This is a genomic window from Oceanospirillum beijerinckii DSM 7166 (assembly GCF_000422425.1).
Classification (GTDB): domain Bacteria; phylum Pseudomonadota; class Gammaproteobacteria; order Pseudomonadales; family Halomonadaceae; genus Oceanospirillum; species Oceanospirillum beijerinckii.
Genome location: NZ_AULT01000008.1, coordinates 1 through 16,794 on the forward strand (window position 1 = coordinate 1; position 16,794 = coordinate 16,794).

A 16,794-nucleotide genomic window follows, 5' to 3' on the forward strand; every position below is an offset into this window, starting at 1 on the left:
GAAGTGAAACTGCTCAGCGCCGATGGTAGTGTGGGGTCTCCCCATGTGAGAGTAGGACATCGTCAAGCGCCTATTTAGTCTTTTTAGAAAAGACAGCAAACCCCGATCAGCAATGATCGGGGTTTTTTCGTGTGGGCGAAAGAAAAGTCTGTAAGAAAAGCAAAACAACAACGTAGCTTGCAGAACCCCCCTGATTCCATCTGCCATCTATCGCCGCAGCGCACAGAAGTGAAACGGCTCAGCGCCGATGGTAGTGTGGGGTCTTCCCATGTGAGAGTAGGGCATCGTCAAGCGCTTGTTTAGTCTTTTTAGAAAAGACAGCAAACCCTGATCAGCAATGATCGGGGTTTTTTCGTGTGAGCGAAAGAAAAGTGGTGGAAGAGGATAGGAAAGCAGAAATGGCTGAATCGATTCTATTAGAGGGCGTTATGGAGAATTATTCAGCCAGTGATAATTAATTGTCTCTTAGATAGTTTTTGCTGATATGGCGGAACTGGTCCGTATTGGCTTTCTTAAGCCACTCGTACGCAACCATCTCCTTACTAACTAATTGAATACCATTCTGCTGTAGGCGCACCAGTGCAGTTTCGTAATCGGATTGCTTACGGGAGCGGATGGCATCGGTGACCACAAAGACATCAAAACCTTGCTCTGCCAGACCTATAGCAGACTGTAGTAAGCAGATATGGCTTTCTGCTCCCACCAGAATGAGCTGCTCCTGATCCGCTTTATTAATTTCCATTAAACAGTGAGGCTCTTCGGCTGTGGAGAAGTGCTCTTTATGCAATACTGTAGCCTTATCTAAGAGGGGCAAAAGTTGCTCAGAGGTGTGGCCGAGCCCCTTAGGGTATTGTTCTGTGACAAAAATTGGGACTTCGAGTTGATTGGCAATTTCGATCAGCCATTGGCTATTAGCAACCATTGTTTCAGCATCATGAAGGGCCGGGAGCAACTTTTCCTGGATATCGATGACTAATAAAGCAGAGTTGTCGGGACTGATCAGCATAAAAACTCCTTTTGTTTTTGATATATCAGTTGAAAGCGTTTACTACGCCCCCATAATTCTGAGCATAACAAAACAACGAAACGTACAGGTAACTTTATGCAGCGAGTCTTTGTCTGGTTTTTTGCTTTCTTTCTGGTAGTCGGTACTGGAATTGAGCAAGCCGAAGCAAAACGTTTAGGTAGTGGTAAGTCTTCTGGGACTTTCTCCAGAAGTGCAACCAGTCCCACTGCCACTAATACATCGACACTGAGCCAACCGGGGAAAACTCAAGCGGCTGGCACTGCCAGTACCGGCAGTAAAATGAAAGGCCTGTTAGGTCCACTGGCAGGTCTGGCTGCAGGTGGTCTGTTGGCTGCAATGCTGTTTGGTGAAGGGTTTGAAGGTTTCCAGATTATGGACTTCTTACTGATTGCCTTGGTGGTATTTATTATCTTTAAGCTGATTGCCCGTAAGAAACAGCAGGCGATGCCTGCAGCTGCACCGGGTGGTTATCAGAAGCAGGCTCATGGTCAGGAGCAGCAAGGTGGTTTTGATACTAACTTGATGGGCGGTAGTCTGGGCGGTGGTACTCCGGCAGCACAAGCACCTGATTGGTTTGATGCGGATAGCTTTGTAGAGCGGGGTAAAGGTCACTTTGTTCATCTGCAAAAATGTTGGGATAACAACGATCTTGAAGAACTCCAGGAATTTGTTACGCCAGAGATGTACAACATTCTATCTGAAGAGCGCCGTGCTCTGGATGAAGAGCCAAACACTGAAGTGGTTAAACTGGATGCACGTCTGGGTGGTATCAGTCAGCAGGGCTCTCTGGTGGAAGCGAGCATAGTTTTCTCTGGCCAGACCAAAGAGAATAGCTCTCTGCCAACGGAATTCAGCGAAACCTGGCACATGGTACGTGATATGCGTGAGCAGAACGCAAACTGGTACCTGCAGGGTATTCAGCAGAACTGATCGTTTGGAACGTTTGTTCTATAGCTGAATGAATACTGCTAAGTAGTACTAGGCAAAGGGCCATCATTTTGATGGCCCTTTGCTGTTTATCTCTTGTTACTTCTGAGAAGTTAGAATCTTACTCATCGTGATCTCGTAGGAAACACCACTGATCCCCTTTACTTTGTTCTTCACTGAAGTAATGGCCCTCCAGATCAAAACCTTTGAGCTGTTCCGGATCAGTCAGCTGATGCTGGATAATATAAGCAGTCATCAAACCGCGGGCCTTCTTGGCGTAGAAGCTGATCATCTTGTATTGGCCATTTTTCCAGTCTTTAAAGACTGGTGTGATGATACGGGCATTCAGCTCTTTAGCCTTAACTGCTTTAAAGTATTCATTGGAGGCCAGATTTACTAGAACGGCTTCTCCATGCTCTTTCTCTTCCTGGGCAAACTCTTGATTTAGTGCTTCAGTTAGCTGGTTGCCCCAGAACTGATAAAGATCTTTACCTTTGCTATTGGCAAACTTGGTACCCATCTCCAGGCGGTACGGCTGGATTAGATCCAGCGGGCGCAGCAGACCATACAAACCTGACAGGATTCTTAGGTGGTCCTGGGCAAAGTCAAAGTCCTGCTCTGAGAAGCTTTCAGCATCCAGACCGGTATAAACATCACCTTTAAACGCCAATAGTGCCTGCTTGGCATTATCCGGTTGGAAAGGCAGTGACCAGGAACCAAAACGAGCAACATTTAACGCAGCCAGTTTATCACTCAACTTCATCAAGGTTGCGACCTCAGCCTGAGAGAGTTCTTTAAGTTCATTGATCAGTTGCTGGCTGTGATCCAGATAGTCCGGCTGACTGAAAACCTCTGTTTTGGCCGGGGTTTCAAAGTCCAGTGTTTTTGCAGGTGATATAACGATTTTCATGGCGGCTTCCAGACGGAAAATGGCTTAAAAACTAATCATAACAGCATCTTATAACTGATTAAAATGGTAGGTTTTGCGCTGCATCATAATAGTGCCTCAAAATAGTGCGAGCCCTATTTTGGTGCGTGGCTTTTGATTTTATCTCTGTGTTTTCAGCAATAGTTTAGTTTTTCTATCCTTAAATGACTCAATGTACAGAGGAAATGCCTGTTTTTAGTAGGCACAGCTCTTGCTCTAAGAAGAGTATAACGATTATTAATAAAAGCAATGGGGTGTGTTCTATGGATGCGGCAAACGTACAGAGTAATCTGGACCTGGTCTGGATTATGGTCTGTGCCGCATTGGTGATGTTTATGCAGGCTGGATTTACTGCATTGGAGTCAGGACTGACACAAGCCAAAAACAGCATCAATGTGGCGATTAAAAATATTACCGACTTTATAATCTCGGTATTGATCTTCTGGGCGGTGGGTTACGCGCTGATGTTTGGCGAGAGTTCAGGCGGTTTCTTTGGTACCAGTGGCTTTGGCCTGTCGGGTATGACTGAAGCCAGTGATTTTGCCTCCTTTGCCTTTCAGGCAACCTTCGCCGGTACAGCTGCGACGATTGTTTCCGGGGCCGTGGCGGAGCGAACCAAGTTTCTCGCTTATGTGGTGATCGCCGTTTTTACCATCTGTGTGATCTACCCAGTATCTGGTCACTGGATCTGGAACAGTGACGGCCGGCTGGCCCAGAAAGGTATGATCGACTTTGCAGGTTCTACCGTGGTGCACTCCTTAGGCGCCTGGGTTGGCTTGGCCGGTGCGATTGTAGTCGGTCCTCGTCTGGGGGTTTTTGGCAAAGAAGGCAAGGTCAATAAAATTCAGGGTCACAGTCTGGTTCTGGCCGTGGTTGGTGTGCTGATCCTATGGTTTGGCTGGTTTGGTTTTAATGGTGGAAGTACTCTGAGCGGTGATGCCAGTATCGCCAAGATTATTGCCAATACCATGCTAGCTGCCGGTGCCAGTGGCTTAAGTTGTTTCTTCATCTCTATGGCGTTGCACGAGCGTCGTGAAGTTAATGTTGAGAAACTGCTTAATGGTGTTGTCGGTGGTTTGGTCGCAATCACGGCAGGGTGTGCTGTTGTTGAACCCGTAGGCGCGGTGGTGATTGGCTTGATTGCAGGTACAGTGCTCTACGCTGCGGAGTGGATTATTCTGAATGTCCTGCGTGTTGATGATCCAGTGAATGTGGTCGCGGCCCATGGTATTTGCGGTGCGCTGGGTACCATTTTATTGGTGTTCTTTGCTTCGGAATCAGCACTGGTAAACGGTAGTGTGATGGATCAGTTGTTGGTTCAGCTGACAGGTGTGGCTGCGGTCTTTGTCTGGGGCTTTGGTCTGGGTTATCTGGCCTTCTCTCTGATGAAAGCCTTTGGCGCGCTGCGTGTACCGCCTGAGGATGAGGAGCGTGGGCTTAATGTGAGTGAACACGGTGCCAGCTCCTCTCTGCTGGATATGCAGGAAGCGATGCAGATGATTATGGAAGATGGAGACCTGACCCGCCGGGTAAAAGTGGAGCGCGGCAGTGAATATGAGCGTATCGCTGCTATCTTTAATCTCTTTCTCAGCAGCTATGAAAAAGCCATCGGTGATATTAAGTTAGCATCCGGTGAGCTGAGCCGTTATGCCCAGGCGATGTCCGTGGCCAGCCATGAGCTGGAAAGTGGTGTCATCAATCAGAAGGCCCAAAGCTTACAAATTACGGCAGCAATTACTCAGTTATCTGCGGCAGTTAAACAACTGGCCGCCAGTGTACGGGAAACCTCGGAGCAAACTCAGGAAGCCACACTGCAATCATCCAATGGCCATGAGCTGGTGAAAAACAGTATACGTGATATTCATGCTCTGGCAGAGCGTATCTCTGCGGTCTATGACGTGACAGAACAGGTGGAAAGCGAAACTGCAGCGATTACCGGTATTCTGGAAACTATCGAAGGGGTTTCCGAGCAGACCAATCTATTAGCGTTGAATGCGGCGATTGAAGCCGCTCGTGCCGGTGAAGCTGGTCGGGGGTTTGCAGTGGTTGCTGATGAAGTGCGTGCGTTATCGCAACAGACGCAAGGCTATACCCGAACTATTCAGGAAACCATCACCCAATTGCAGAATAGAGTGCAAGATGCCGTGACCTTGGTACGCAGTGGTCATCAGTTAGCCGATAGTAGTGTCACGACGGTGAGTAGCTCAGGTGATGCCTTTGCTGCGATTAATACCATGGTGCATGCCATCAATCATAGTAGTGTAGAGATTGCGACCGTAGCGGAACAGCAGTCACAGATCGCTAATGAGGTGGACCAGAATATTCGTCAGATCGATCAGGTCGTACAGCAAACCGCTGATGAGGTCCATGCACTGAATGGTTTGGGCCAGAGTATCGAATCTTTGGCCAACGAACTCAATGCGTCGGTATCGGGTTACTCCGTAGGTGCCTCAGGACTAACGCATTAACGCGAATCTAAGGCAGCAAAATATACGTGGGGGCTTTGGCATTGCCCGTAATGGGCTCTTACTGAAGGTGAAACGTTATGTGTTATTAATTTTGTTACGTGAGTGACAGTGTTGAAATGCGTTACTATCCCTCGATGATTTTTTCGAGGGATAGTTATGTTGCAACGGGTACTCAATATCTCACCCTATGCTTTATTGGTGTTTACCACCTTGTTTTGGGCTGGTAATTTTGTTATGGGACGGGCAGTGCATCTGGATGTTCCGCCGATCGGGCTTAGTTTTTGGCGCTGGATGACCGCTCTGCTATTTATTTCTCCGTTTGCGCTTCCTCAGCTTAAGCAGAGTTGGCCTGTGATACGCCAACACTGGTTTATTCTGCTGGTACTCTCTGTATTCAGTGTGGCTTGTTTTAACACCATGGTTTATCTGGGGCTGCAAAGTGCGCCTGCCAGTAGCAGTATTTTGCTACAGTCTGCCTGTCCGGTGATTATTCTCTTTTTGTCCTGGCTTTTCTTCCGGGAAAAAGTCTCATTGGTTCAGGCCCTGGGCATGCTGATTTCCCTGAGTGGTGTGGTGGTGGTTGTGACAGAAGGCCAGCCTGCTAATGTACTGGGACTGGATTTTCTTAATGAAGGTACCGCCTGGATCTTGTTAGCGGTACTGTGTTGGGCGATCTATTCCGCCTTGCTGAGATTAAAACCGAAAGAGCTGGGAGGGTTCGCGTTCTTCTCATTAACGGTGCTGGTGGGCGTTATTGTGCTGCTGCCGTTTTATATTAATGAGACACTGAGTGGACGACCTATGCCGATTACCACCACCTCAGTGATGAGCGTGCTTTATGTTAGTATTTTTGCTTCTATTCTCGCTTATCTATTTTGGAATAAAGCGGTCGCTGAGCTGGGTGCGAACCGCAGTGGTCAGTTCATTCATCTGATACCAGTGTTTGGTATTACATTGGCGGTGGTCTTTCTGGGGGAGACATTAAAGCTGTTCCATCTGGCGGGTTTTGTCATGATCCTGGGGGGCATCTGGTTGGCGACTGTTCTGGGTCGACGTTAGGGCGATACTAAACATAGTGAGAGCAGAGGTTGGCTGAGCTACCATAGAGTCTAAAATAAAAAAGCGAACGCCAGTTGATCTGGTGTTCGCTTTTTTTGTTGGTTTTCCACTGAGATTAAGAGGTTTTGGATAAACCGAATCGTCTTGATAAAACGCATTTAGTTAAAGCGAATTAACAGGACTCCGGCAAATAGCATAACGATGCCCAATACCCGCCAAAGATTAATGCTGTGTTGTGGAAACGTTGCCCAGCCAAAGTGATCCAAAATCACTGACATGGTCAGCTGGCCTGCAACAAAAAGGGCCATCATAGTTGCGGCACCCAAACGAGGTGCTAAGAAAGCGGATGTTGCCACAAAAATAGCACCCATTATACCACCGGCCCAGGCCCACCACGGGGCCTGCTTCAGGCCTGCCATTACCGGCCACTCCTGACGGGTCAATAATGCCACAACAAAGAGAGAGATTGTCCCGACCACAAAGGAGATAAAGGAGGCCCAAATGGTCCCCTCACTGCTTTGGGCCAGCGTACTGTTTACGCCTGATTGCATTGGCATCAGGGCGCCGGCCAGAAGGGCTATTAAAATCCAAAGGGTTAACACCGATTAATATCATCCTATTGATTGTATGAGTTTAAGTCTTTAGGCTTCGATACGATTGCGTTTCACCATATACAGAGCTTTTTGCACTGATCTAAGGGCACGGATTAGGCATCTGTTGATGGATGGCTTCAATACCGGCTATGACCTCATCAGATAGCGTCAGCTCGATACTGGCAATATTGCTGGCTAACTGCTCCATTGTTGTAGCACCAATAATATTACTGGCCATAAAGCTGCGTTCGTTAACAAAAGCCAGTGCCATCTGTGCCGGGTCCAGCTGATGTTCTCTGGCCAGGTCCACATAAGCTTGAGTCGCGATATCTGCCTTTTCACTGGTGTAACGCTGGAAGCGCTTATACAGTGTCAGGCGGGCATGCTCAGGCCAGGCACCGCCCAGATATTTACCGCTTAAGACACCAAAACCCAGGGGGGAATAAGCCAATAGAGGAATGTTCTCTCGGTGAGCGATCTCAGCCAAACCGATCTCAAAGGTACGGTTTAGCAGGCTGTAAGGATTTTGAATACTCACCATACGTGGCAGATTGTGAGCTTCGGCCAACTGTAGGTATTTCATCACGCCCCAAGGGGTTTCATTGGATACGCCCACATGACGGATCTTCCCTGCTTTCACCTGCTCATTCAGTGCTTCCAGGGTTTCCAGCAGCGGCGTGGCCACTTCCTCTTTATTATGACTATAGCTGAGTTGGCCGAAGTAGTTGGTGTGACGATCCGGCCAGTGTAGCTGATACAGGTCGATATAGTCAGTTTGCAGCCGCTTAAGGCTGGCATCGACGGCTTGCTGTATATGCTCACGGTTTAAGCGTGGGCCGCCACGCAGATAACCCAGCCAATCACCGGGACCTGCGACCTTTGTCGCCAGAATCACCTTATCCCGGTTGTTACGACTCTTAAACCAGCTACCGATATGACACTCTGTTGTGCCCTGGGTATCACCCTGTGGTGGCACAGGGTACATTTCAGCAGTATCAATAAAGTTGATGCCCTGATCCAGTGCATAGTCCAGCTGCTGGTGCGCTTGCTGTTCTGTATTTTGTTCGCCCCAGGTCATGGTTCCCAGGCACAGCTTGCTGATATTGAGATCGGTATTGGCCAGTGTTTGATAGCGCATAATCGCCCTCATTTGATTCAGTTAGTAAAGTCGATGAGCCATAAGACTGACATCTTCAGTCAAAGCCAAGGGGGCAGCTAAAAAAGTTGTTGCCGTTCTTTTGGCCTGACAGCCATCAACAAAGTCTATTGGAACTTACTGTTTATTTACCTATCGAAGATGTCACATATTTGAGTGCCGACTGATATAAGGTGTAACACATTATTGCCATATGTAGGGGTTATCTTTCGATTTGTAGCAAGAATCCATTTATTGAGTCTTGTCAGTCATTAGTAGGGTGATAGAATGCCCGGCTCGAAACAAGGCGTCGCCTTACATTTTAAATAATCCTATGACTAATGGTTTTTCATGATGTCTGAACAGCCCCGACTTGTGACTCGGTTTAAGTTTTATCTAGCTGAGAAACTGTTTCACTCCTCCGTGCTAAAAGGTTCTAAGCTGCGACATCAGTGGGTGATGTCTATGTTTAAGCAGGCTGCCAATGAAGGTCATCTGAAAGCCCTGTCCATTTACGGTCATCTGCTCTACTTTCGTGGTGCATCACCGGTAGATAAGGGGCAGGGAGCAAACTACTTGCTGGATGCGGCTAAGCAGGGGGATGCCAAGGCTCAGTATCAGATTGGATGTATCTATGAGCAAGGCTATGGTCATCTGCAGAAAAACTTTGAGAATGCAGTACGCTGGTTTGTACGGGCGGCGGAACAAGGGCATCCTCTGGCCTGTCGTAAGATGATTACTGCTTGTGAAAATGGTGATCTGGGTTTAGCGAAAAACCCTGAGCAGGTACAATATTGGCAGCAGAAAATTCATCGCACTTTAAAAGAAGCATCTGGAATCAATCTTACTCAATCTGTGACCTGATTCCCGGCATATAAATTGCTTTTCATTATACTTAAACACGTTGCACATCGGACGTAGAGCGGTTGTCCATGTGGTTTTGGCACCGCAATCCGGGACGAAATAATTTTGACAACAAAAAATAAGCAGATTGAAATGCCATTTATTATAGATGTTGAAGCCTCTGGGTTTGGCCGTGGTAGCTACCCTATTGAGGTGGGGTTTGCTCGCCCCGATGGTAGCGTACACTCTTGCCTGATCAAGCCTGAGCCTGATTGGGAGCACTGGGACGATAGTGCCGAAGAAGTGCATGGCATTCCCAGAAAAACGCTGTTCGAGCAGGGTTGTACTGTGCGTGAAGTAGCGCAGATGTTGAACGAAGAATTGGAAGGTAAGGTGGTGTATACCGATAGCTGGGGCTTTGATAGCACTTGGCTATCGTTACTGTTTTACCATGCTGGGCTGCGGCAATTGTTTCGGTTGGAAACACTGAGTAAGTTACTTTCTGAAAAACAAATCGCTATCTGGGCGAAAGTTAAACAGCAGGTCACACTGGACTTGAATATTGACCGCCATAGAGCGGGGCCTGACGCCAGGATGCTGCAGCGCACATTTGAACTGACAGCCTCTGCGTAAGTTTGGTCAGACATTTTATCTGCTGAATTAGAAACGGGCTTAGGCCCGTTTTTTTGTTGCTGTAAAAAGTCGTGGTTAACTCACAAAGGGTCTAAGTGATGAGGTTTGTGGCCATTGAGCTCTTTTCCCACTCAACTGGATATGATGCGACTATATTGGTCGTTGTCTGTCTGCGGAGAAAGCGGTTTTTAAAGCAGATGAGAAGAAAGCTGGAGTAGGCCAAAAGTAAAACTCAGGCATAAAAAAGGCCTGTAGATACAGGCCCGGGCAGTAGATCTTATAGATTACTGACCATCTTTCATGATGTTTTCGCGGATGAAACGAATACCGAAAGCACAGATAGCAATACAACCTACAACCACGGCCAGACCAGCAACTACAGCAGCATCAACGTACATAAGCTTGAAAACCTCATCAAGAATTTTAATCGGTTGGGAAATTTAAAGCTTTTGGCGACAGAAAGCATCCCTACCAAGGAGTTAAATTTAGATCGTTTTGGCATAAGGGGAAAACGGAATTTCTATTTTGTCTTTTGCCAACACTTGCGCATAATAGCCCTGTTATATTATTTGTCGCTGCGGATAGAATGGTTAAGAGACTGTAACATGCAGAAAAAACAGCCAAAAAAGCCGGTGAGTGTTCACTGGAAAGTGCGTATTACCCGGGCGCATCATAAACCTTATATTGCCAGAACCTTAAGTATTTCCCATAAACAGCTGCATCTGGAAAGTGAGTTCAATCTTAAGGCTGAAGAGAAAGTTAAAGTAGAGATTTCTGCTCTGTTTAATGGTGAAAAGAAAGTTCTTGTGGTGTTGGGTAAGGTTACCAGTTCCATCCTGCTATCATCAGGAAGTTCTTATGGCCTGAATATCTATATTGACCGGATCTCAGCTGAGCACCAGCTATTTATTGATAACTATATAAGTGCCCGTGAAAAGATGGCGATAAATCATTGATTTATCTCTATCTTTAGAGATAAACAGGCAGTGATAAACTGCCTGTTTGGGCTTGCATAATCAGTGTAGGGTTGAGGTTTACCTAGGGAATCAGGTCGGCAATACCAAACTCTTCATCCATCCATTGACCTACCACATTAAAGCCCGCTAGGTGGTGAGCATATTGAGTGTGCAGACAGCGCACTGTATCCCAGTTGGCAATACCACCGATGCCCTTTTGTTTCAGAATCTCTATAAAACCGGCTTGCTCGGCAAAGATTCTTTCCTCATCGCTCAGATAGTGCAAACGCTGGTCGACATAATCCTGGTGACTGGCGTGATAGGCTTTCAGAAACTCTTTATCTTCCTTCAGACGCTCCTCTAGCTGTTTAATCACACCTGAAGCTTCGATATGGCTAATCTCTTTTTTTAATAGCTCAGAGGTCATCCAGTACAGGGTAGGGAAAGGCTTTTTATCCACAATGGAGTACATGCGTACGACCAGAGGTATGCCCTGACTATCAGTCGCTGATACCGCCTGCATCGCTTTTGGAGCCCGGCCTATCTGGGCTTCAATACGTGCAATCAGTTCCGGCGTCAGGGGAAGATCGGTTTTTTGGTACATCGATAATTTATCCGCTCAGTCTCTGCTGCGTTTAAAGACAGCTTTCCAGTATAATAGCTGACAATTTTGACCCAGATAGAATAGGAAAGCGAATAATGAAGACATTGTTGCGTGTTTGTGCCCTGGCGGCCGCATGTATCACTTCTGGCACTGCTTCTGCTGCTGCAACGGACTATGCCATCGGAACTGATCTGATTCGCTGGGTTGATCCAACCCAGGAAAACGGCATGGCTAATATCTCTTTTCAGAAAGCGATGGGCCGTGAAGATGCCTTTTATATGGACTTTGCCATGAAGGATGACCGCTATCTGATCGGTATGGATTATAAGGTTTATAACCAGCGTTATTACTACGGTACCTTTATGCAAATGGGGTTGCTGGTAATGATTGAAAACGGCGGTGATAGCAAGTTTGGTCTTGAGGGGGCTATCGGCTATGAATACTCGCCGTTTCAGGATTGGGTGTTATCCGGTGCCGTTCAGATGACTTACGGTCCAAGCCATCCTGTGCGCGACAGTGATGCGCCTTGGTTTACGCCTCGTCTGCAGCTGATGTATACCTTCTAAAGAATATTGCATCCAGTGAGTTGCTGGTATTTGAACACCACAAAAACCTGCCTTGGTGCAGGTTTTTGTATTTTTACTGGCAGAGAGGGGGAAATAAATTCTAATCTACACGACCAATCGGCGCCCATTTACCCTGTGTCAGCTTTAACAGATCTTCAGGCTTAAGGCTTATTTCTAAACCCCGTTTCCCTGCGCTGACATGCATGTTTTCCAGGTTTTGAGCACTGCTATCGATAAAGGTGGGTAAGCGCTTTTTCTGGCCTAGAGGGCTAATGCCCCCCACGACGTAACCGGTGGTTTTTTCTGCTTTGAGCGGATCCGCCATCTCCATTTTTTTACAACCGCTGGCTTTAGCCAGGGCTTTCAGATCCAGTGTACCGGCAACCGGCACGACTGCGACGACTAACTTACCATCATTACTTTGTGCCAGTAGGGTTTTAAAGACTTCCGTTTGAGGTACGCCCAGAGCATTAGCCGCTTCTTCACCGTAAGAGGCACTATTAGGATCGTGTTGATACTCCTTTATTTCAAAGAAGATACCGGCTTTTTTAGCCTGACGAATACCGGGTGTCATGATTATTCCTTATGCTTCGCTTGCGGATACTTGTTCTAATCGTGCTTTCAGAATGTGGTTTAGGGTGAGCTTTCTGGCGCATGCTGGGCCAATTGCATACGAATGGCATCTGGCAGCGGCTCCGACTGTTTTTCTGCAAAGTTAAAATGCACCATCACGGCTTGTCCTTTGGCGGCAAGCTTATCCTGCTGCCAGGCTTCCTGATAGACAGTAAAAGAGGCACTGCCGATACGACTGACATAGGTGTGGATGGTAACGTCATGGCCATAAAACAGTTCTCCGACATATTCCACTTCGATCTTCGCCAGAATCAGGCGCCACTTCTTTGGGTCCAGATCCGGGGTGAAGATTTTGAACAGCTCGTTACGGGCTTCCAGAAACCAGATCGGCAGCTTGGTGTTGTTGATATGGCCCAGCGCATCGGTATCACTAAAGCCTGGGCTAATCGTGTGTTTATACATACCGCATTATTCCTTTTTAAGCCGGTGAGCGGGCAATCAGCCAATGACGCAGTTTATCCACATAAGGTGGTGCAATCAGCAGGTAGACTGTTGCCAGCGCAAAGGCTAACAGCGTGCCCCATAACAGGCCCAATGAAACATAAAAGCAAGCTACGCTGGTGGCGTAAACCATTAACGAGCCTAAGCCTGTGGGGTAGTGTTTGATAATAGTATGGGCTTTTGCTGCACCATAACTGCGATGCATCAGTACCAGAAAGGGAAACATGGAGATTGGAAAAGCGGCCAATACTCCCGCTGTGGCCGCGGGCACCACATGGGCTGCCCCTGTAATCACTAACACTATGCCTGCGGCGACCAGGGCCCGAAACATCAAGACAGAGAATGACATCTTCACTCGTTGCCCAACCTGAGTTTCCGGGATGTGGCGATAACCCCAGATACAAGCCAGAATCGCCAGTGCAGGCAAACAGGCCGCGGTAATCAGAGTCAGACTAAACTGCTGGATCACCAAGCCGGAGAGTAAAAACAAGCCGATTCCCGCCAGGCTGGCCTTAATCACTGCGCGCCAACCCGCTTGGCTTTCCTGAGCGCTATCTTTGCCCATATCTGAATTGGGTTTATGCTGAACCGCACTATGTCGGGCTAGCTCACGGCTACCGAACAGATAACCCGTAGTTAACATCAATGTACTGGCAAAACCCGCCAGAGTATACACCGCGCCTTCGGCTGCAAATTCAGGGCTGATCTCATAGCCGATAAAAAACAGTGCAATAGCTGTACCGAGAGGGTAACCAGACAGTAAGCCCGCAATGCGCGGGCTGACCTGTTCAGCGATTAAAGATAGTGCGATCACGGTAGCTACCGAGACTAGTACCTTTATTAGGATCAGAGTAATCATTAGCGCAGCAGTACCACTTTACCCAGAGCCTGCCCGGATTCTACTTTGCTGTGAGCCTGTGCTACTTCTTGGAAGGAGTACAGGGTTTCGTCCAGCAGCGGGCGCACATAACCATCGGAGGTCAGGCTGGTCATCGCTTCCAGAGCTTCGCCATGGGTGTCAAAGTCCTGTCCATAGAGCAGTGGTGTAGCGATAAAGACGACATGCAGAGTGAGATTTTTACCGTGCAGTGGTGATAGATCATGGGTGGAACGTGCTGCAATTGTCACGACCGTACCACTGACCCGGGCTGCCTGAAATGACAGGTCCATATTGTCGGTACCGACCGTATCAAAGACCACATCAAAGCCTTGGCCATCGGTGCAACGCTGAACGTACTTTTCAACACTTTCTTGCTTGTAGTTGATGGTTTCATCGGCTCCCAGTTGGCGGGCAATCTCTGCCTTTTCCTCACTGGAAACGGTAGTGTACACCTTGGCTCCTGCCCATTTGGCAATCTGTATCGCAATATGACCGACACCACCGGTACCCGCATGGATCAGTACTTTATCTTTTGGCTGAATCTGAGCGCGATCAATCAACGCACGCCAGGCGGTAATAAACACCACAGGTAGGGCGGCCGCTTCACCAAAGGCCAGATTATCCGGCTTTTTTGTCAACAAGCGAGCATCAGCCAGCATATAGTCAGCTAATGCACCCTGATAGTTCTTTAAACCACCGGCAAAACCAAACACTTCATCACCCACGGACAGGCTTTCAACACCTTCACCTACCTCGGTAACAATACCGGACACATCACCATGCAGAATGGCCGGAAACGGTGGATTGGCTTGAACCAGGCCCGCTCGGATCTTAGTGTCCAGAGGGTTTACGCTGGTAGCAGCCACTTTGATGATGACATGGCCGGGCCGGATCTCAGGGGCGGGTAGCTCTTGTTCCACAAACTGTTCAGCAGGGCCGTATTCTTGGATAACCATGGCTTTCATAGTGTTGTCCTCAGAGTGATAAAATCCCGGGATGATAAAGGGGAATGGTGAAAAGATACCAGAACTGAGGCATTGTTACCCGTTAAGTCCGAGCTTTCAATGCAGTGCCTGTATTTGGTTTTAGATGAGATATCGGTCAGAGCTTTTGGTGTCTTTTGAGCCTGTTATTAATGACTTTTTATGATCTGGCTCGCTTGTTTTTACACATTGCACCTCTTAGTCTAAAAGACAGCATGAGTCGCAGGAGGTTTTATAAGCGCTATTTTTGTTACATTTTTACAACGTAATTGTCGACAAACCATATTGAACTACTTTAGTAGGCGCTATTTAATACGCCTCTAATCCCCCCACTAGAAGGCCGGATATTAATCCGACATGTCAGGATGACATTACAAAGAGCCGCTAAAGAAAAACTATAGTCAGCGGTGATCTATTCATTGCGAGAGATTTAACCCCGAGGTGTCCAATGGAGATGTTATTCCGCCGTTTCCCTATTCAGCATCGAATATGGTTTATCCAGCTTTTAGCTTTGCTGGGTATGGCCTTGATGTTATTTATCGTGCTCAAGCAAGAGCGTGCCAGTTTTACCGAGCTTAAGAAAACAGAGCTGCAACATTTGACCGAGTCCGTTATCAGCCAGCTGGAATCCATGCAGAAACAGGTAGATGCCGGTGCACTGACGTTGGTACAGGCGCAATCCCAGGCCAAAGAGCTGGTACGTGCGATGCGTTTTAATGGTACTGACTATTACTGGATTCAGGACTTCAAAGGCCAAATGTTGATGCACCCGATCAAGGCTTCGCTGGAAGGCAAAGATATGACCGGAATTAAGGATGTAAAGGATAAGCTGTTTTTTGCCAGTATGACTCGTCAGGTGCGGGATAAAGGAGAAGGCAGCGAACGTTACTACTGGAGTCGTCCGGGTAGTGAAAAGCCTGTACCCAAGTTGTCTTATCTAAAAGCGTTTCAGCCCTGGGGTTGGGCGGTCGGTACGGGCGTTTATATCGACGATATTGAAAACCTGTTCTGGAAGCAGGCCATTTCTGTCCTGATTTCGGCCAGTGTACTGATGGGGATTCTATTTACTATTGGTTATCTGTTGGCGAGGAGTATTACCCGTCCGTTGGTTACAACGGTAAACACCCTGAAAGATATCAGTGAAGGTGAAGGAGATTTGACAGTACGTCTGCGTGTGCGTGGTAATGATGAGATCACAGGTCTAACCCGTTACTTCAACGCATTTGCGGAAAAAGTACATGATGTAGTCAGTCAGGTGAACACGGCTTCAGCAACACTCTCGGCATCCGCTGAAGAGCTGTCACGGATTACGGATGAAGGCAGTCGCAGCATTGCTCAGCAAACGAAAGAAACCGATCAGGTTGCGACAGCCATTAACGAGATGTCTGCGACGGTCCATGAGGTGGCACAGAATGCTGGTGAGGCGGCTTCCGGGGCTTCAAAGGCTGATACAGAAGCCAAGCAGGGTAAGGTGCAGGTGAGTAATGCCATTGAAGCGATTAATACTCTGGCTGATCAGGTGCAGAATTCTGCTCAGGTAATTAAATCCCTGCGTGATGACAGCGAAAATATCGGCACGGTATTAGATGTGATTCGTGGTGTGGCCGAGCAAACCAATCTGCTGGCATTGAATGCAGCGATTGAAGCCGCTCGCGCCGGTGAGCAGGGCCGTGGTTTTGCGGTCGTAGCGGATGAAGTACGAACTCTGGCGCAACGGACTCAGGAAAGTACCGATGAGATCCAGGCGATGATCGAGCAGTTACAAAGTGCAGCTCAAAAAGCAGTGAGTGCCATGGATCTGAGTTTGCAATCCACTGAGAAAACCGTAGTCACAGCCACGGAAGCCGGTGGATCACTGGATAGCATCCTGCAAGCGGTGGAGTCCATTCGGGATATGAACGATATGATCGCCAGCGCGGCAGAGGAGCAGTCTTTAGTCGCTGAAGAGATCAATCGCAATATCGTCAATATCGTCGATCAGTCTCAGGTGTCTGCGGAGTCCATCCAGCAGGTGAATCTGGCCAGTGATGAGGTCGCCAGCCAGGCGGACGGTCTACATAACTTGGTACGTCAGTTTAAGATTTAAGTGCTTCTTTAGAGCGGTCTCTTTAATCTGAG

At 47.8% G+C, this 16,794-nt stretch carries 17 protein-coding genes; 8 read left to right on the forward strand and 9 right to left on the reverse strand.

Annotation, left to right across the window (positions count from 1 at the left end):
* Positions 1-454 precede the first annotated feature (454 nt).
* A complete protein-coding gene (locus H579_RS0102490) occupies positions 455-1,006 on the reverse strand; it encodes an isochorismatase family protein (protein ID WP_028299355.1) in 552 nt (183 codons plus the stop codon).
* Positions 1,007-1,102: 96 nt separating this feature from the next.
* On the opposite strand from H579_RS0102490, the gene H579_RS0102495 reads away from it, so the two are divergent.
* The gene (locus H579_RS0102495) at positions 1,103-1,957 is read left to right on the forward strand and encodes a Tim44 domain-containing protein (RefSeq protein ID WP_028299356.1); all 855 of its coding nucleotides are present in this window, start codon (positions 1,103-1,105) and stop codon (positions 1,955-1,957) included.
* A 118-nt stretch (positions 1,958-2,075) separates the two neighbouring features.
* Here H579_RS0102495 and yaaA read toward each other — a convergent pair whose 3' ends face one another.
* Positions 2,076-2,864, reverse strand: a complete 789-nt coding sequence (gene yaaA, locus H579_RS0102500) for a peroxide stress protein YaaA (protein WP_028299357.1) — start codon at positions 2,862-2,864, stop codon at positions 2,076-2,078.
* A 281-nt stretch (positions 2,865-3,145) separates the two neighbouring features.
* Here yaaA and amt point away from each other — a divergent pair, with 281 nt between their 5' ends.
* Together amt and H579_RS0102510 are read left to right on the forward strand one after the other, a co-directional pair.
* The gene (amt, locus tag H579_RS23960; protein ID WP_051227244.1) at positions 3,146-5,350 is read left to right on the forward strand and encodes an ammonium transporter; all 2,205 of its coding nucleotides are present in this window, start codon (positions 3,146-3,148) and stop codon (positions 5,348-5,350) included.
* Positions 5,351-5,506: 156 nt separating this feature from the next.
* The gene (locus tag H579_RS0102510; RefSeq protein WP_028299358.1) at positions 5,507-6,409 is read left to right on the forward strand and encodes a DMT family transporter; all 903 of its coding nucleotides are present in this window, start codon (positions 5,507-5,509) and stop codon (positions 6,407-6,409) included.
* 158 nt (positions 6,410-6,567) lie between these two features.
* Here H579_RS0102510 and H579_RS0102515 read toward each other — a convergent pair whose 3' ends face one another.
* Positions 6,568-7,011, reverse strand: coding sequence for a DMT family transporter (locus H579_RS0102515; RefSeq protein WP_028299359.1), 444 nt, complete (start codon positions 7,009-7,011; stop codon positions 6,568-6,570).
* A gap of 91 nt (positions 7,012-7,102) precedes the next feature.
* On the reverse strand, positions 7,103-8,140 hold the full coding sequence (locus H579_RS0102520; protein ID WP_028299360.1) for an NADP(H)-dependent aldo-keto reductase: 1,038 nt from the start codon (positions 8,138-8,140) through the stop codon (positions 7,103-7,105).
* Between the two features lie 462 nt (positions 8,141-8,602).
* On the opposite strand from H579_RS0102520, the gene H579_RS0102525 reads away from it, so the two are divergent.
* From H579_RS0102525 to H579_RS0102540, 3 genes are all read left to right on the forward strand, one after another.
* A complete protein-coding gene (locus tag H579_RS0102525; RefSeq protein ID WP_157834538.1) occupies positions 8,603-9,001 on the forward strand; it encodes a tetratricopeptide repeat protein in 399 nt (132 codons plus the stop codon).
* A 132-nt stretch (positions 9,002-9,133) separates the two neighbouring features.
* Complete coding sequence (locus H579_RS0102530) at positions 9,134-9,613, forward strand: 3'-5' exonuclease (RefSeq protein ID WP_036565160.1); 480 nt, start codon at positions 9,134-9,136, stop codon at positions 9,611-9,613.
* A gap of 605 nt (positions 9,614-10,218) precedes the next feature.
* On the forward strand, positions 10,219-10,569 hold the full coding sequence (locus H579_RS0102540; RefSeq protein WP_028299363.1) for a hypothetical protein: 351 nt from the start codon (positions 10,219-10,221) through the stop codon (positions 10,567-10,569).
* Positions 10,570-10,651: 82 nt separating this feature from the next.
* Here the strand turns inward: H579_RS0102540 and H579_RS0102545 are convergent, their stop codons facing one another.
* Positions 10,652-11,173 carry a DUF501 domain-containing protein gene (locus H579_RS0102545; protein ID WP_028299364.1) on the reverse strand — a complete coding sequence of 174 codons (522 nt, stop codon included), beginning with the start codon at positions 11,171-11,173 and terminating at the stop codon, positions 10,652-10,654.
* Between the two features lie 95 nt (positions 11,174-11,268).
* Here H579_RS0102545 and H579_RS0102550 point away from each other — a divergent pair, with 95 nt between their 5' ends.
* Entirely contained in the window at positions 11,269-11,739 is a 471-nt protein-coding gene (locus tag H579_RS0102550; RefSeq protein WP_028299365.1) for a hypothetical protein, read from the forward strand.
* Positions 11,740-11,839: 100 nt separating this feature from the next.
* On the opposite strand, the gene ybaK is transcribed toward H579_RS0102550, so the two are convergent.
* The 4 genes from ybaK to H579_RS0102570 are packed head-to-tail and all read right to left on the reverse strand — an operon-like array spanning position 11,840 to position 14,658.
* On the reverse strand, positions 11,840-12,313 hold the full coding sequence (gene ybaK / locus H579_RS0102555) for a Cys-tRNA(Pro) deacylase (protein ID WP_028299366.1): 474 nt from the start codon (positions 12,311-12,313) through the stop codon (positions 11,840-11,842).
* A 59-nt stretch (positions 12,314-12,372) separates the two neighbouring features.
* On the reverse strand, positions 12,373-12,774 hold the full coding sequence (locus H579_RS0102560; protein ID WP_028299367.1) for an acyl-CoA thioesterase: 402 nt from the start codon (positions 12,772-12,774) through the stop codon (positions 12,373-12,375).
* Positions 12,775-12,790: 16 nt separating this feature from the next.
* Positions 12,791-13,627, reverse strand: coding sequence for a hypothetical protein (locus H579_RS0102565; RefSeq protein ID WP_245583197.1), 837 nt, complete (start codon positions 13,625-13,627; stop codon positions 12,791-12,793).
* Between the two features lie 44 nt (positions 13,628-13,671).
* Positions 13,672-14,658: a zinc-dependent alcohol dehydrogenase family protein gene (locus H579_RS0102570; RefSeq protein ID WP_028299369.1), complete on the reverse strand. Its 987-nt coding sequence runs from the start codon at positions 14,656-14,658 to the stop codon at positions 13,672-13,674.
* Positions 14,659-15,124: 466 nt separating this feature from the next.
* On the opposite strand from H579_RS0102570, the gene H579_RS0102575 reads away from it, so the two are divergent.
* On the forward strand, positions 15,125-16,762 hold the full coding sequence (locus H579_RS0102575) for a methyl-accepting chemotaxis protein (RefSeq protein WP_028299370.1): 1,638 nt from the start codon (positions 15,125-15,127) through the stop codon (positions 16,760-16,762).
* Positions 16,763-16,794 lie beyond the last annotated feature (32 nt).

Coding starts and splice junctions, on each gene's coding strand:
- H579_RS0102490 (WP_028299355.1), bottom strand. CDS start 1,006: ATGCTGATCAGTCCCGACAACTCTGCTTTATTAGTCATCGATATCCAG.
- H579_RS0102495 (WP_028299356.1), top strand. CDS start 1,103: ATGCAGCGAGTCTTTGTCTGGTTTTTTGCTTTCTTTCTGGTAGTCGGT.
- yaaA (WP_028299357.1), bottom strand. CDS start 2,864: ATGAAAATCGTTATATCACCTGCAAAAACACTGGACTTTGAAACCCCG.
- amt (WP_051227244.1), top strand. CDS start 3,146: ATGGATGCGGCAAACGTACAGAGTAATCTGGACCTGGTCTGGATTATG.
- H579_RS0102510 (WP_028299358.1), top strand. CDS start 5,507: ATGTTGCAACGGGTACTCAATATCTCACCCTATGCTTTATTGGTGTTT.
- H579_RS0102520 (WP_028299360.1), bottom strand. CDS start 8,140: ATGCGCTATCAAACACTGGCCAATACCGATCTCAATATCAGCAAGCTG.
- H579_RS0102525 (WP_157834538.1), top strand. CDS start 8,603: ATGTTTAAGCAGGCTGCCAATGAAGGTCATCTGAAAGCCCTGTCCATT.
- H579_RS0102530 (WP_036565160.1), top strand. CDS start 9,134: ATGCCATTTATTATAGATGTTGAAGCCTCTGGGTTTGGCCGTGGTAGC.
- H579_RS0102540 (WP_028299363.1), top strand. CDS start 10,219: ATGCAGAAAAAACAGCCAAAAAAGCCGGTGAGTGTTCACTGGAAAGTG.
- H579_RS0102545 (WP_028299364.1), bottom strand. CDS start 11,173: ATGTACCAAAAAACCGATCTTCCCCTGACGCCGGAACTGATTGCACGT.
- H579_RS0102550 (WP_028299365.1), top strand. CDS start 11,269: ATGAAGACATTGTTGCGTGTTTGTGCCCTGGCGGCCGCATGTATCACT.
- ybaK (WP_028299366.1), bottom strand. CDS start 12,313: ATGACACCCGGTATTCGTCAGGCTAAAAAAGCCGGTATCTTCTTTGAA.
- H579_RS0102560 (WP_028299367.1), bottom strand. CDS start 12,774: ATGTATAAACACACGATTAGCCCAGGCTTTAGTGATACCGATGCGCTG.
- H579_RS0102570 (WP_028299369.1), bottom strand. CDS start 14,658: ATGAAAGCCATGGTTATCCAAGAATACGGCCCTGCTGAACAGTTTGTG.
- H579_RS0102575 (WP_028299370.1), top strand. CDS start 15,125: ATGGAGATGTTATTCCGCCGTTTCCCTATTCAGCATCGAATATGGTTT.